Source organism: Paenibacillus sp. D9 (assembly GCF_001188365.1).
Taxonomy (GTDB): Bacteria; Bacillota; Bacilli; order Paenibacillales; family Paenibacillaceae; genus Paenibacillus_O; species Paenibacillus_O humicus.
The window spans coordinates 3,734,034-3,747,890 of the sequence record NZ_JZEJ01000001.1 but is presented as its reverse complement, the minus strand read 5'-3'; the positions used below and the strand labels follow the sequence as shown (position 1 = coordinate 3,747,890).

Genomic DNA, 13,857 nt, shown 5'->3' with positions numbered 1-13,857 from the left:
AATGGCGGCCTACAGGCCAAGTCTTTCCCGAATATCCGGTTCCATGCGATAGCTGAGCAGCGAAGCTGCTTCGGCATCGTAGAAAAGCCGGTATTGGCCGCGGTGCATGCCCGTTATCGACCTCACCACATCGGACTGAGCGGATATTTCCGTCAGCTGCATGGAGCTGTCAAGAAGCAGAATCGGAGGCTTGCCCCGGTTTCCTTCCTCCTGCTTGTCCATTCCCGAACGATACACATGATAGGGAAGATCATAAGGAAAATCAATTTCCAGCTCGTAATCGCGGTTCATTCCGGCGGCCGCCAGCCTTTCGCAGAACAGCTGGGCGTCTGATTCATGTTCGCGGTCGAAGGTTATATACTTGTACAATTTGCGATTAAGGAATCGGGTGCATAAGGATGCCAGCCGTTTATCCTCCTCTTCGGTCCAGGCGGCAAAAGCCGTTTGGACGAGCGATTCGTCCAGCTTCAAATAGGATGCCACATCCAGCTCCTGATTGAACAGCCGCTTGATCGGCTCGGGAATCCAGGAGAAGGCGTAGCCCGAACGGCATAATTCCTGGGCCCTCAGAAGAATTTTCCTCAGCACAATCTCCGAGCTGCGTGTAACCGGATGAAAGTACACCTGCCAATACATCTGATAACGGCTCATCAGATAATCCTCGACCGCATGCATGCCGCTGTCCTTTACGACGATCCTGCCCTGATGGGGGCGCAGCACGCGGAGAATCCGGTCCAGATCGAACGTTCCGTAATTGACCCCCGTAAAGTAGGCATCCCGGAGCAGGTAATCCATGCGGTCCGCATCCATTTGGCTCGACACCAAATTAATGACGATCGGCTTCTCGTAGGTTTTTCGGATAACGGAAGCTACTTTGCCCGGAAATCCAGGCTCGACGGAACGCAGGAGCCGGTTCACTTCCGTATCTCCTTCTATAATAGAGCAGCTCCATTCCTCATGATCGAATTCCATGATTTCTTCAATGGAATGGGAGAACGGCCCATGCCCGAGATCATGCAGCAAAGCCGCGCAGAGGCTGAGAAGCTTCTCCTCCCTGGGCCAGTCCGGGTATTCGCTGCGTTCGAACTGCGAGATGATGCGCCGCGTCAGCTCATAGACGCCGAGCGAATGGCTGAATCGGCTGTGCTCCGCGCCATGGAAGGTGAGAAACGTGGTGCCAAGCTGGCGGATTCTTCTCAGCCTCTGAAACTCCGGCGTATCGATCAGGTCCCATATCAGCTGATCCTGAACGTAAATATACTTGTGGACCGGATCCTTGAACACCTTTTCCTCTTCCAGCTTTGTCATCCTCATCCACCTTTCGTTCAAACTTTCGACAAAATAAGCATGCTGTTTGTCGAATAGTGTCGTAATAAGATTTCCAATTTTTCTAGTCTTGTAGTAAGATAACTAGAGATTTAATCCCTTTCCTGTTCTAAAACCTTGAATTTATGTGCTAAAACTAGACTTTTTGATGGTTGACTGATTTGGGAATGGTTGGTATTATTAAAATCATAAAAAGTAGTTTTATGTCGAACGTTGACGAAATAAATCAAGAGAGGCTGGTCGCCCATTATGATGAAATCCACCGGTATTGTTCGGAAAGTTGACGAGCTTGGCCGCGTTGTTATTCCAATCGAGCTGCGCCGTACGCTTGGAATCGGCGAAAAAGATGCCCTGGAAATTTATGTAGACGGAGAACGCATCATGCTCAAGAAATATGAGCCGGCATGCATCTTCTGCGGCAACGCAGAGAACGTCGCTTACTTCAAAGGCAAAATCGTCTGCAATTCCTGCCTTTCCGAAATGCCTACCCCTGTGACAAAATAAGCATAATCAGTTATACTTAACTTTAGCAACTTTAACCAAGGTATTTCTAACCTTTTTATACTCCTACCTTGCCTTCCTGAGCTGGCGACAGCCCGGGAAGGTCCTTTTTTTATTCCGGGCCGATCTCATGCGCTTTCAGCCTCCAGCACATAAAAGTTCGCCTTCTGCGAAATAGTCACGAGGCCGGCCGACAAGCCGGCTTATTTGCGCATGAGCTCGTTGTAGACATCCCGTTTCTGCAGTCCCCGGTCCGCGGCTGTTTTCCGAATGGCTTCCTTTCTCGGCTCCCCCTGCTCTTCGTATTTGGAGGCATGCTCTTCCAGGCTGAGTCCTTCCCACCAGGACGGGCCCTGCTCCGCCGCTTCATCCCCATCCGCTCCCTCGACAACAAGGCAGTATTCCCCGAGAGGCTCGTTCTCCTCCAGCCATTGCTCGCATTCCGAGACCGTGCCCCGAACGGCTTCTTCATGCTTTTTGGTCAACTCGCGAATCATCGCCATTTTTCGATCGCCGAGCACGGCCCGAATTGCAGGCAGCGTTTTCGCCACCCGATGGGGGGATTCATAAAACAGCAGCGTGCTGTCCAGCCGCTTCAGCCCGAGCAGCCAGTTCTCCAGCGATTTCTTGTCCCGGGGAGGAAAGCCGGCAAACAGGAAGCGTTCGGTGGGCAGCCCCGAGATGATGAGCGCGGCGAGCGCGGCATTGGCTCCCGGCACAGGCACGACGGGAATGCCTCGTTCCACGGCATCCTTGACCAGATCGGCTCCCGGATCGGATATGGCGGGCATCCCGGCGTCGCTCACGAGCGCGATGCTGCTCCCTTCCTCCAGAAGCCGTATCAGCTCAGGGCCGCTGGCTGCTTTGTTATGCTCATGATAGCTGACGAGGCGGCCGTCGATCTCGAAGCGGCTGAGCAGCTTGCGGGTCTGCCTCGTATCCTCCGCAGCAATCAGGGAAACTTCCTTCAGGATGCGGATGGCCCGCATCGTGATATCCTCCAGGTTGCCGATCGGCGTTGCGACCAGATAAAGCGTGCCGCAGCTGTGCTCCTCAAAGCTCTTTTGCCTGTTCATCCGCAGAGCCTCCTTTATGTCCATAGTAAATGTCCATGATTTCCTGACTGTATCGCTCCTTGTCCGCATAGACGATCAGCGGGGGCAGCAGCCTCAGCGAAGGCTTCGCATCGCGAACAGCTTCGATCAGCACCATATTCGCTTCGGAGCCGGCATGGGGGTGTACGAATCGAAGCCGCTTCGGCTCCAGCTTCCAGCGGGTCATCGACGCCAAGATCTCCACGAGACGCCCTGGCCGATGAACCATCGACACTTTGCCGCCGGTACGGACCAGCCTCGCGCAATTCTCGACAATTTCCTCCAAAGTGCCGTGCACTTCATGACGCGCGACCGCATAATGCTCATTGCCGTTCCGGTCTCCCGTCAGGGGAGGCATATACGGCGGATTGACGGTCACCGCATCATAGCTTCCCCAGCCGAGCTCTCTTGATTTCTCGCGCAGGTCTCCTTCTACGATTCGAATCCGCGATCCCATTCCGTTGATTTCCACGCTGCGGCGAGCCATATCGGCGAGGCGAGGCTGAATTTCCACGGCATCGATCGAAGCGCGAGTCCTCGTCGTCAGCAGCAGCGGGATGACCCCGTTGCCGGTGCAGAGATCCACGATTCGTCCCGAGGGCGGAACTCCGGCAAAATGCGCGAGAAGCACCGCGTCCATGGAGAAGCTGAACACTTCCCGGCTCTGGATGATGCGAAGCTCATGTGTCAGCAGATCGTCCAGCCTTTCGCTTGGCTGCAATTCCATATCCAAAATGCTTCCTTTCCCCTTTCCGGCCTCTCCCCCTGGGAGCAGCCCAAAACCTGTACGACGACAAAGAGGACCCGTTTTACGGGTCCCTTGGTCTGCATTATTTATTCAGGAACGACAGGCAGAACAGGCAGTCTCCTTCGGTGCGGAGATGACCATAGTACACGTTGCAAATATGGAAGCCTTCATAATAAAGCCTTGCCAGATTGTCGTGTCCTTCTCCAACCGCCTGCGGCAGTTCCTCGGTCAAAGCCCCCGAATCGGAAGCCAGCTGCCGGACAGGAGCCGATGAACCGGAATGCACCGGCTGCATCGCTTTCTCCGTGTGAGGATTGGTTTCCTTCCTCAACACCTTGCGCAGCTGACGATTCTCGATCGAGAGCTGTTTGTTCGCCTCCACCAGCTGCTTGACGATTTGTTTGAGCTCGCCCAATTCTTTGTGAAAGCCGCCCATTCTAGTTTCAAGCTCATCCATATGAAGGAAAAGATCTTTATTCTCCAAGAACTCACACCCCAGAGCTTTCATGCATGACGTTCAGGTTCACATTCATTTTACAACAACATCGTCGATCGGCATTTCTTTCGGTCTTCCGCTGATCTCGAACAGCTGGACGTAAACGCTCTTGGAAGCCGCGTTGATGCCGGTAACCCTTCCTTCTCCGAAGGAGGTGACGACGGTCTTGCCGATGGCGGGCATTTCCTCCCGCACGCTTTCGTAGTTATCATGCTCAAATTTCAGGCAGCACATGAGCCTTCCGCACAATCCCGATATTTTCGTCGGGTTCAGCGACAAGCTTTGATCCTTGGCCATCTTGATGGATACGGGATCGAAATCGCCCAGCCAGGAAGAACAGCACAGGACGCGTCCGCAAGGGCCGATGCCTCCGAGCATCTTGGCTTCGTCGCGTACGCCGATCTGTCTAAGCTCGATCCGGGTACGGAATACGCTGGCCAAGTCCTTGACGAGCTCACGGAAGTCGATCCGGCCTTCTGCCGTGAAATAGAAAATGATTTTATTGCGGTCAAACGTGAATTCGACATCCACCAGCTTCATCTTGAGCCCGTGCGCGCGGATCTTATCCAGACAGACCGAGAACGCGTTCTGCGCGGCGCCTCGATTCTCCTCGACGACCTTGGCGTCCTGGTCGCTGGCGATGCGAATGACTTTTTTGAGAGGGAGAACTACATCCGATTCGTCTACCTGCTTCTGTCCGACTACGACTTTGCCGTATTCCACACCCCTGGCAGTTTCCACAATAACGTGATGGTCCGTGCCTACGGGATGTTCGACGGGATCAAAGTAATAGATCTTGCCCGCTTTTTTGAAGCGAACACCGACGACATTATACAAGGATTTAACCCTCCTGTAGACGTACCAGTAATTGCTCTATGGCAAGCTGGGGAGCCACATTGGCCTTGATCTTCCCCGCTGCCTCCATGGCATGCTCCATGCACGAAACCCAATAAGCGGCCGGCTTCGTGTACGCATGCTTACTAATCCAATCCAACTGATCTATGAAAACCATCTGCTCAGACCTTCCGGCCTGATAATGAATCATGTCTCTGAACCATAACACCAATAAAGACAGTAGCAGCTGCGAGCTTGAGCCCAGATCGGCCTTGATCAGCCTCTGCTGGACGGTCACCATGCCCGCAGTGAATCGGGAAGTGCTCTCCTTGCCTAATTGTATCACTACATTTCGGATTTCTGCAAACCCAATCTGTTCTATTACAGCGCGGCATCCGTCGAGGCCGGAAGCCAAATGGACGGCTGCGCGGACATGAGCGGCAGGATATCCTTCCTGCGCGAGCTGCTCCAGCATCTCCTTGGGCGAATAGGGCAAAAAAGGGACCGGCTGTGTTCGGGAAGCAATAGTGGGCAGCACGGCCCCGGCATGCGTCGCGAGCAGAATCGCCACTGTCGGCGAGACAGGCTCTTCCAGGAACTTCAGCAGGCTGTTGGAGGCCGGAGGAGTCATCGATTCCGCTTTCTCCATGATATACACCTTGCGCCGGGAGGGATCCGCTGTCCGGTAGGACATCTCCCGCTGCAAGTCGTCGATTTGTCCAAGCTTGATGGAATTGCCATCCGGAGCGATCCGGTGCAGATCAGGCTGATTGCCATGCTCGAACTTGCGGCATTCCAGGCATTCTCCGCAGGCGTCGTCTCCGCCGGCCGTGCAGAACAGGGCCTGGGCAAACGCCAGAGCCGTCTGCAGCCTGCCCGTGCCTCCCGGCCCATGGAACAGATAGGCATGCGATACCTTGCCGCTCTGAAGGGCATGCCGCAATATTTGCTTGGCCTTTTCCTGGCCGGGGATTTCCGCAAGTCTCATAGCTGTCCTTTCCTCGCTCTAAAATAACAGGTTGATCAGCAGGCCGCGGATGTCTCCGACCCGCTGCAGCAGCTCCATGCGCCCCTGCTCGCTGAGCAGCAGCTCATCGGCCATGGCGAGCAGGCTCTCGTCGATCTCGTCCAGCAGCTTATGCCGCTTGATCCGGCCGCGCCGGTCCATGCTGCGCACATCCTTGATTCCGACGCCGCGCCGAACGGTCATCTCCAAAAACTGCTTGACCATCGCTTTGTAGGCTTTCAGCTCGCGCATCGTCATCGAGCGGGAGAGCCGATCTCCCTGCTGCTGAATATCCTGCAGCTTCTGCTCAAGCTCTTCGCGGCTTCGGCTCTGGTCCTGATAGCGCATCGCATCGGCGAAGGATTTGGACTGCACCGGCTTGCCCGCCGCGCTGTCTCTTGCGCGATCCTGCCCCAGCGGACGCCAGCCCGGATCGATCTTCATCTGCGCACGCTCCTGTCAGGTAGATCTGAATTAGAAATGTTCAAAACGCTCCACCGGCATGACGAATACGGCGGCACCGCCAACCTGAACCTCGACCGGGAACGGGATATACGAATCGGTCGTCCCGCCCATAGGCGACACCGGCGTCACGAGCTGGTCGCGGACCTTGCAGTTGGAACGGATGCAGTGCAGAACTTCATGCACTCGCTCATCCTCGATCCCGATCATGAACGTGGTGTTGCCCGCCTTCAGGAATCCTCCGGTGCTCGCCAGTTTGGTAGCGCGGAATCCTTCGCGGACAAGAGCGTTCGACAGACGGTTGCTGTCCTTGTCTTGTACAACGGCAATGACTAGCTTCATCCTCATTCCTCCTATTTGTTTAGATATAAAATTGGACAAAACAGGCCTGAATTCCTGCTTGTCACATCGATAAAGCGGCCATCGCGTCGATTAATACCGATTCGGGCGATTGCTCCGCATCGATGCGGACGATCCGCCCAGGATGCATCTCCAGAAGCTTCAGATATCCGGCGCGCACCTTGGCATGAAAGGACTCCCGCTCCAGATCCAGCCGGTTGATTTCCCGTTCTCCCGCCTCGGCGATCCGCCTCAGGCCGATCTCGACCGGCAAATCCAGAAACAGCGTCACATCCGGCATCCAGCCTTCGATCGCAAAACGGTTGATTTCTTCAATGGCGTTCATTCCAATACCGCGCGCAAACCCCTGATAAGCGAGGCTGCTGTCGATGTAGCGGTCGCAGATGACGGTCTTGCCCGCCTCCAGCGCCGGAATGACCTTCTCGGTCAGATGCTGCCTTCTAGCCGCCGCATACAGGAGCGCTTCCGTCCGGCTGTCCATTCCGGTATGCGTCCGGTCCAGGATGACCTCTCGGATCTTCTCGGCAATAGGGATGCCTCCAGGCTCCCTCGTTGTCAGGACTGCATATCCTTGCTGCTCCAAGCCAGCGGCAAGGGATTGGATCAACGTCGTCTTGCCCGCGCCTTCCCCGCCTTCTATCGTAATAAACCTTCCTCGCTCCACTTGTAACATGCTCCCTGCTCGGTTTTTACCTATCATACCATGACCGGCGCCGCTTACCTATCGGAATGCTGCCAGAGCCGGCTTTTCTCCAGGGTACGCAGTCAGCGAGGCGAACCGGATTCTGCCGTTCATTTCCGTACCTGGAGCCGAAAAGCAAAGCCGTCGCCCTCTCGTGACCAGACACCAAACAGAGCGGCTCACTCCGAGGAAGGAAGACGGACTGCGATGCAGCCCCTGTCCTCTTCGCTCATACCCTGGAATCTGGCGCCTGCCTCCAGCAGTCTCTGCATATGAGCCGCCGTTTCAGAAGTTATCCGCTCACCTTCATAAACAAGCGGAATTCCCGGCGGGTACGGGATGATTCTCTCTGCGGCAAGCCGGCCTGCCGAATCCTTGATCATCACCTTTTCTTCTTGCTCCGGAATCCTCTTGCTTCGCCTCAACAGCACCGGCAGCGAGACAACCTCTGCGCGGCTGTTTTCCGATTCCGACAGCGGAGCGATAATGCGTCTGCTGTCGGCCGGCTCGTCCAATCGGATAACGGAGGCCGGCTCATCCAATCGATTAACGGAGGCAATCTCTTCGAGAGCGGCAAGAAGCGCATCGGCATCTTTTTCTTCACTCCTGGCTCCAACGATAAGAACGACATAGCGGGCATCCGCCATCTCCGGCCAGCAGCCCCGTAATTCCAGCTCCTTCTGCAGCCTGAACCCGCTCAGACAGCCGCTGGCGTCCTCCAAGACGATTCGGAGAGGATCCAGCCGCAGCTCCTCCCCTTGCAGCTCCCGTTCCAGCAACCGGAAGGGATGGGGCGCCTTCGGATCCGATGCCCAATCCCGGATCCGCTTCGCAGCCTGCAATCCGGGTTCAAACCAATTCTCGCCATAGATGCCGACTTTGGCGCGGGCCGCGTCCAGCGAGGCCAAGATCGGAAACGACGGCGAAGAGCTTTGAATCATCGTCAGCGCCTGCTTGACGCTTGAACGATCCAGCCTCTCTCCTTGCATATGAAGCATCGCTCCCATCGTAAGGGCAGAGAGGGTCTTGTGCGTGGACTGGACAACTCCGTCAGCCCCTGCTTGGAGAGCTGATCCGGGAAAAGAGGGGTGGAGCCCGTAATGAGCTCCATGAGCTTCATCCACCAGCAGCACCGCACCGGCCTCATGAATATATTCCGCATAAGGGCGAAGGTCGACCGACAAGCCGTAGTAGTTCGGATTCGTCAGGAACACGGCTTTGGCATCCGGATAGAGGGCGAGCCCTTCTTGAATTGTCCGCAAGGAGGGAATCGATCCTATTCCCGTCTTCTTATCCATCTCTGGAGCCAGGAATACCGCTCTAGCCCCGCTTAACTGAAGGCCGTTCAGAACCGATTTGTGGACATTGCGCTGGACGAGGACCAGATCCCCCGGAAGACAGGTTCCGATGATCAGGGCGATGTTTCCCGACGTGCTTCCGCCGACCAAGAAGGAGGTTTCCTCGGCCCCGAAGCATTCTGCCGCGAGCAGTTGAGCCTCCAGGATCGCCCCGCTCGGATCATGGAGATCGTCCGTGCTTGCCAGCTCGGTCACATCGATTTTCATGACCATGTCCAGCCACTGCGGATATGCGGAATTTTGAGAGTCAGCATGATCAAGAACCGTTTCTTTGCCGCCGGTTCCCCCTTTGTGGCCTGGAACATGGAAGGAGACCGGATTGCCGGCTGTATGGAAGTTCAACATCGTGAGGAGAGGAATATCGGATTGATTCATAAAAGCTTTCCTTTCGCTTGCATTCATTTCTTCCATTGTAATGAAAAAAGAAGCAAAAAAAAGCTTTCTTCCCGCAGGAAGAAAGCTCAGACATTCTTATGCACCCATATTTGCTTCATCTGATGGACATAAAAGGGGTATTTCTCGTCCTTTACATCCGTCTGAACCATTTCATTCTCGCAGCTCCCGCAAATGAATTCCGATACGATATGAAGTCCCTGGTCCTGGGGCTTGAATTGGCCGCATACGATGCATTCACACAAAGCGCCCTCATGCATAGTCCATCCGCCTTTCTTTCAAGTACAATGATATTATCAGGATGCCCTGAAATCTATTAATCCATACCTGTAAATTCGTATAAACGTCTTCTTACACCATATTCAGCCTGGATCCGTCGGTGCCTATCCCAATTAAACTGAACCGAGTCCGCGGCTCGACCGATAGTAAAGAAGAGTCCCTAATGAGGAGGAGCCGCATGTTCCAGCCTTTGTCCGAGCAAAAGGAAGCTACGATTTATCAATACCGGCTTGTCCGCAAGCTGTATTTTTCACCTGCACTGGTCCGCTACCATTGGGCTGTCGGACTGTTATTGGCCGCATCCCTGCTTGTCCTCTCTCCGATCAGCAGCTTGGCCGGCTTGACTGCAGGTCTATTGTTCATACCCCTTCTTCATTTCACTTTGATCCGGTTGATCGGACTGCGCAGCCATCATGAATTCAAGTCAAGAAAATGGTCGTGGAGATTTGTTTTCCCCCTCGCAGGCTATCTTCCCGAGCTTCCTGTCGAGCTGGCTGCCTTCACCCGTCTGCAGATCCATCTGCTCTGGACAGGACTGTGCTGCATCATGCTGTTCTATCCCTGGCTGCAGCCGGAAACTCTGTCTTCCCTGTTGCTTGTCCATTTTTGGCTGCTTGCGCCTCATCTGACCGCTGTGTTCTTCCTCCTGAAGGAAAGAAGGGATGGCGTCGTCAAGCTCCCCTTGGAGGAGTCCTATTATTTGTATTATCACCGATAACCTCTGAAAAAGAATCTCTTTTTATTACCCGCACATCTTCCTGCCTAATCCCCCGTCATGGGGGATTAATGTCGCTTTATGCCATTTAAAATCAAAAAAAGCCTGGCCGGCGATTGCTCGCGGATCAGGCTTCTCTCTGTGCTTGGCGACGTCCTACTCTCCCAGGACCCTGCGGTCCAAGTACCATCGGCGCTGGAAGGCTTAACGGTCGTGTTCGGGATGGGTACGCGTGGTTCCCTTCCGCCATCGCCACCAAACGTTACGCTTGTTCAAGACGTGGCTTGCGCCTTGAAAACTGGATCGAACCAATAGGATGGATGCTGAGTCCATTTGCTTTTCTTGCCCATAGGATAAGCCCTCGACCGATTAGTATTCGTCAGCTGCACGCATTGCTGCGCTTCCACCCCGAACCTATCAACCTGGTCGTCTACCAGGGGTCTTACATACTGGGAAATCTCATCTTGAGGGGGGCTTCGCGCTTAGATGCTTTCAGCGCTTATCCCGTCCGTACGTAGCTACCCAGCGGTGCTCCTGGCGGAACAACTGGTACACCAGCGGTACGTCCATCCCGGTCCTCTCGTACTAAGGACAGCTCCTCTCAAATTTCCTGCGCCCACGACAGATAGGGACCGAACTGTCTCACGACGTTCTGAACCCAGCTCGCGTACCGCTTTAATGGGCGAACAGCCCAACCCTTGGGACCTACTTCAGCCCCAGGATGCGATGAGCCGACATCGAGGTGCCAAACCTCCCCGTCGATGTGGACTCTTGGGGGAGATAAGCCTGTTATCCCCAGGGTAGCTTTTATCCGTTGAGCGATGGCCCTTCCATTCGGTACCACCGGATCACTAAGCCCGACTTTCGTCCCTGCTCGACTTGTAGGTCTCGCAGTCAAGCTCCCTTATGCCTTTGCACGCTGCGAATGATTTCCAACCATTCTGAGGGAACCTTTGGGCGCCTCCGTTACATTTTAGGAGGCGACCGCCCCAGTCAAACTGCCCGCCTGACACGGTCCCTGTACCGGATCACGGTACCAGGTTAGAACTCCGATACGATCAGGGTGGTATCCCAACGGTGCCTCCACCGAAGCTGGCGCTCCGGCTTCCCAGGCTCCCACCTATCCTGTACAGATCGTACCAAAGTCCAATATCAAGCTGCAGTAAAGCTCCATGGGGTCTTTCCGTCTTGTCGCGGGTAACCTGCATCTTCACAGGTATTAAAATTTCACCGGATCTCTCGTTGAGACAGCGCCCAAGTCGTTACGCCATTCGTGCGGGTCAGAATTTACCTGACAAGGAATTTCGCTACCTTAGGACCGTTATAGTTACGGCCGCCGTTTACTGGGGCTTCGGTTCACAGCTTCGGGTTGCCCCTAACCGCTCCCCTTAACCTTCCAGCACCGGGCAGGCGTCAGCCCGTATACTTCGCCTTACGGCTTCGCACAGACCTGTGTTTTTGCTAAACAGTCGCTTGGGCCTTTTCACTGCGGCCCCCTCGGGCTATTCACCCTACCGAGGCACCCCTTCTCCCGAAGTTACGGGGTCATGTTGCCGAGTTCCTTAACGAGAGTTACTCCGCGCGCCTTAGCATGCTCTGCTCGCCTACCTGTGTCGGTTTGCGGTACGGGCACCTTCGCCTGGCTAGAAGCTTTTCTTGGCAGCTGGAGATCATGACCTTCGGTACTATAAGTTTCCCTCCCCATCACAGCCCAGCCTTACGGTTTGCGGATTTGCCAACAAACCAGCCTCACTGCTTGGACGGACACATCCATCGGTCCGCGTCACTACCCTTCTGCGTCACTCCATTGCTCATAACGGCTTACGGTGGTACAGGAATATCAACCTGTTGTCCTTCGACTACGCCTTTCGGCCTCGCCTTAGGTCCCGACTTACCCTGAGCGGACGAACCTTCCTCAGGAACCCTTAGGCTTACGGCGGATCAGATTCTCACTGATCTTTTCGTTACTCATACCGGCATTCTCACTTGTGTACTGTCCACCAGTCCTTACGGTCTGACTTCAACCTATACACAACGCTCCCCTACCCAAGTACCTATTGGTACATGCCATAGCTTCGGTGGTGTGTTTAGCCCCGTTACATTTTCGGCGCAGAGTCACTCGACCAGTGAGCTATTACGCACTCTTTAAATGGTGGCTGCTTCTAAGCCAACATCCTGGTTGTCTGGGCAACTCCACATCCTTTCCCACTTAACACACACTTGGGGACCTTAGCTGATGATCTGGGCTGTTTCCCTCTTGACGATGGATCTTAGCACTCACCGTCTGACTCCCGGTTATACATGACTGGCATTCGGAGTTTGACTGGACTTGGTAACCCTTGGCGGGCCCCGCACCCAATCAGTGCTCTACCTCCAGCATGCTCAACACCGAGGCTAGCCCTAAAGCTATTTCGGGGAGAACCAGCTATTTCCGAGTTCGATTGGAATTTCTCCGCTACCCCCACCTCATCCCCGAATTTTTCAACATTCGTGGGTTCGGGCCTCCAGTGCGTGTTACCGCACCTTCACCCTGGACAGGGGTAGATCACACGGTTTCGGGTCTACATCCACGTACTATGGCGCCCTATTCAGACTCGCTTTCGCTGCGGCTCCGTCTTCCCGACTTAACCTTGCACGTGAACGTAACTCGCCGGTTCATTCTACAAAAGGCACGCCATCACCCATATAGAGGGCTCTGACTTTTTGTAAGCGCACGGTTTCAGGTTCTATTTCACTCCGCTCCCGCGGTGCTTTTCACCTTTCCCTCACGGTACTGCTTCACTATCGGTCGCCAGAGAGTATTTAGCCTTGGCAGATGGTCCTGCCGGATTCCCACGAGGTTTCACGTGTCTCGCGGTACTCGGGATCCGTCTCGGAGGGAATGGACTTTTGGGTACAGGGCTTTTACCTCTTGTAGCGGGCCTTTCCAGACCTCTTCGCCTAACCCATTCCTTTGTAACTCCGTGTGAGACGTCCCACAACCCCAGGAGGCAAGCCTCCTGGTTTGGGCTAATCCGCGTTCGCTCGCCGCTACTGACGGAATCACGTTTGTTTTCTCTTCCTCAGGGTACTTAGATGTTTCAGTTCCCCTGGTGTGCCTCACGCAGAGCTATGTATTCACTCTGCAGTAACTGGACATTACTCCAGCTGGGTTTCCCCATTCGGAAATCCCCGGATCAACGCTTGCTTACAGCTCCCCGAGGCCTATCGTGGTTCGCCACGTCCTTCATCGGCTTCTGGCGCCTAGGCATCCTCCGTGCGCTCTTAGTAGCTTAACCTAAGGCTGTATAGCCTGGTTAAGAAACAGCTAAGGATGTTTCAGCATTTCATATTGGTTCGTATCCAGTTTTCAAGGAACAAGTGTTTTTACGGACGAATCTTCTTCCGAGTGTTACCTCAGTAAAAGACACACCATATTTTTGGCGCAAGAATGCACCGCTTGGCGACGTCCTACTCTCCCAGGACCCTGCGGTCCAAGTACCATCGGCGCTGGAAGGCTTAACGGTCGTGTTCGGGATGGGTACGCGTGGTTCCCTTCCGCCATCGCCACCAAACGATGAAGAAATCTCGCTTGAAAGAGATTTGCTCTTTCAAAACTGACAA

Annotated in this window: 13 protein-coding genes and 3 rRNA genes; 2 read left to right on the top strand and 14 right to left on the bottom strand. The window is 54.6% G+C overall.

The genetic code is table 11. The features are described 5' to 3' along the window. Nucleotides 1–9: 9 nt before the first annotated feature. A complete protein-coding gene (locus VE23_RS16840; protein WP_049868623.1) occupies nt 10–1,308 on the bottom strand; it encodes an HD domain-containing protein in 1,299 nt (432 codons plus the stop codon). 267 nt (nt 1,309–1,575) lie between these two features. Here VE23_RS16840 and VE23_RS16835 point away from each other — a divergent pair, with 267 nt between their 5' ends. Continuing rightward, nucleotides 1,576–1,830: an AbrB/MazE/SpoVT family DNA-binding domain-containing protein gene (locus VE23_RS16835; protein ID WP_048746960.1), complete on the top strand. Its 255-nt coding sequence runs from the start codon at nt 1,576–1,578 to the stop codon at nt 1,828–1,830. 200 nt (nt 1,831–2,030) lie between these two features. Here the strand turns inward: VE23_RS16835 and rsmI are convergent, their stop codons facing one another. The 10 genes from rsmI to VE23_RS16785 form a co-directional block, all read right to left on the bottom strand. Beyond that, nucleotides 2,031–2,903: a 16S rRNA (cytidine(1402)-2'-O)-methyltransferase gene (gene rsmI / locus VE23_RS16830; protein ID WP_049868622.1), complete on the bottom strand. Its 873-nt coding sequence runs from the start codon at nt 2,901–2,903 to the stop codon at nt 2,031–2,033. Further along, nucleotides 2,881–3,648: a tRNA1(Val) (adenine(37)-N6)-methyltransferase gene (locus VE23_RS16825; RefSeq protein ID WP_049868621.1), complete on the bottom strand. Its 768-nt coding sequence runs from the start codon at nt 3,646–3,648 to the stop codon at nt 2,881–2,883. The genes rsmI and VE23_RS16825 overlap by 23 nt, the downstream gene beginning before the upstream one ends. Before the next feature lie 103 nt (nt 3,649–3,751). Continuing rightward, on the bottom strand, nt 3,752–4,153 hold the full coding sequence (locus VE23_RS16820) for an initiation-control protein YabA (protein WP_049868620.1): 402 nt from the start codon (nt 4,151–4,153) through the stop codon (nt 3,752–3,754). 45 nt (nt 4,154–4,198) lie between these two features. Further along, nucleotides 4,199–5,002, bottom strand: coding sequence for a PSP1 domain-containing protein (locus VE23_RS16815; protein WP_048744909.1), 804 nt, complete (start codon nt 5,000–5,002; stop codon nt 4,199–4,201). 4 nt (nt 5,003–5,006) lie between these two features. Then, entirely contained in the window at nt 5,007–5,987 is a 981-nt protein-coding gene (gene holB, locus VE23_RS16810; RefSeq protein WP_049868619.1) for a DNA polymerase III subunit delta', read from the bottom strand. A gap of 18 nt (nt 5,988–6,005) precedes the next feature. Continuing rightward, the gene (locus VE23_RS16805) at nt 6,006–6,449 is read right to left on the bottom strand and encodes a YaaR family protein (RefSeq protein ID WP_021878483.1); all 444 of its coding nucleotides are present in this window, start codon (nt 6,447–6,449) and stop codon (nt 6,006–6,008) included. 30 nt (nt 6,450–6,479) lie between these two features. Continuing rightward, on the bottom strand, nt 6,480–6,809 hold the full coding sequence (locus VE23_RS16800; protein ID WP_048745308.1) for a cyclic-di-AMP receptor: 330 nt from the start codon (nt 6,807–6,809) through the stop codon (nt 6,480–6,482). 61 nt (nt 6,810–6,870) lie between these two features. Beyond that, the gene (tmk, locus tag VE23_RS16795; RefSeq protein WP_084781556.1) at nt 6,871–7,500 is read right to left on the bottom strand and encodes a dTMP kinase; all 630 of its coding nucleotides are present in this window, start codon (nt 7,498–7,500) and stop codon (nt 6,871–6,873) included. Nucleotides 7,501–7,688: 188 nt separating this feature from the next. Further along, nucleotides 7,689–9,242, bottom strand: coding sequence for an aminotransferase class I/II-fold pyridoxal phosphate-dependent enzyme (locus VE23_RS16790; RefSeq protein WP_069202619.1), 1,554 nt, complete (start codon nt 9,240–9,242; stop codon nt 7,689–7,691). Between the two features lie 86 nt (nt 9,243–9,328). After that, nucleotides 9,329–9,520, bottom strand: coding sequence for a sigma factor G inhibitor Gin (locus VE23_RS16785; RefSeq protein ID WP_021878479.1), 192 nt, complete (start codon nt 9,518–9,520; stop codon nt 9,329–9,331). Nucleotides 9,521–9,717: 197 nt separating this feature from the next. On the opposite strand from VE23_RS16785, the gene VE23_RS16780 reads away from it, so the two are divergent. Continuing rightward, complete coding sequence (locus VE23_RS16780; RefSeq protein ID WP_049868616.1) at nt 9,718–10,257, top strand: hypothetical protein; 540 nt, start codon at nt 9,718–9,720, stop codon at nt 10,255–10,257. Nucleotides 10,258–10,397: 140 nt separating this feature from the next. Here the strand turns inward: VE23_RS16780 and rrf (VE23_RS16775) are convergent. The 3 genes from rrf (VE23_RS16775) to rrf (VE23_RS16765) form a co-directional block, all read right to left on the bottom strand. Next, nucleotides 10,398–10,514 (bottom strand): 5S ribosomal RNA (rrf, locus tag VE23_RS16775). Between the two features lie 89 nt (nt 10,515–10,603). Then, nucleotides 10,604–13,532: ribosomal RNA gene (locus VE23_RS16770) — 23S ribosomal RNA — on the bottom strand. A gap of 159 nt (nt 13,533–13,691) precedes the next feature. After that, nucleotides 13,692–13,808, bottom strand: a 5S ribosomal RNA gene (rrf, locus tag VE23_RS16765). Nucleotides 13,809–13,857 lie beyond the last annotated feature (49 nt).

Excerpts from the sequence above, each read along its gene's own strand:
- VE23_RS16790 (WP_069202619.1), bottom strand. The coding sequence starts at position 9,242 with ATGAATCAATCCGATATTCCTCTCCTCACGATGTTGAACTTCCATACA.
- VE23_RS16825 (WP_049868621.1), bottom strand. The coding sequence starts at position 3,648 with ATGGAATTGCAGCCAAGCGAAAGGCTGGACGATCTGCTGACACATGAG.
- rsmI (WP_049868622.1), bottom strand. The coding sequence starts at position 2,903 with ATGAACAGGCAAAAGAGCTTTGAGGAGCACAGCTGCGGCACGCTTTAT.
- VE23_RS16800 (WP_048745308.1), bottom strand. The coding sequence starts at position 6,809 with ATGAAGCTAGTCATTGCCGTTGTACAAGACAAGGACAGCAACCGTCTG.
- VE23_RS16835 (WP_048746960.1), top strand. The coding sequence starts at position 1,576 with ATGATGAAATCCACCGGTATTGTTCGGAAAGTTGACGAGCTTGGCCGC.
- VE23_RS16780 (WP_049868616.1), top strand. The coding sequence starts at position 9,718 with ATGTTCCAGCCTTTGTCCGAGCAAAAGGAAGCTACGATTTATCAATAC.
- holB (WP_049868619.1), bottom strand. The coding sequence starts at position 5,987 with ATGAGACTTGCGGAAATCCCCGGCCAGGAAAAGGCCAAGCAAATATTG.
- VE23_RS16785 (WP_021878479.1), bottom strand. The coding sequence starts at position 9,520 with ATGCATGAGGGCGCTTTGTGTGAATGCATCGTATGCGGCCAATTCAAG.
- VE23_RS16840 (WP_049868623.1), bottom strand. The coding sequence starts at position 1,308 with ATGACAAAGCTGGAAGAGGAAAAGGTGTTCAAGGATCCGGTCCACAAG.
- tmk (WP_084781556.1), bottom strand. The coding sequence starts at position 7,500 with ATGTTACAAGTGGAGCGAGGAAGGTTTATTACGATAGAAGGCGGGGAA.
- VE23_RS16805 (WP_021878483.1), bottom strand. The coding sequence starts at position 6,449 with ATGAAGATCGATCCGGGCTGGCGTCCGCTGGGGCAGGATCGCGCAAGA.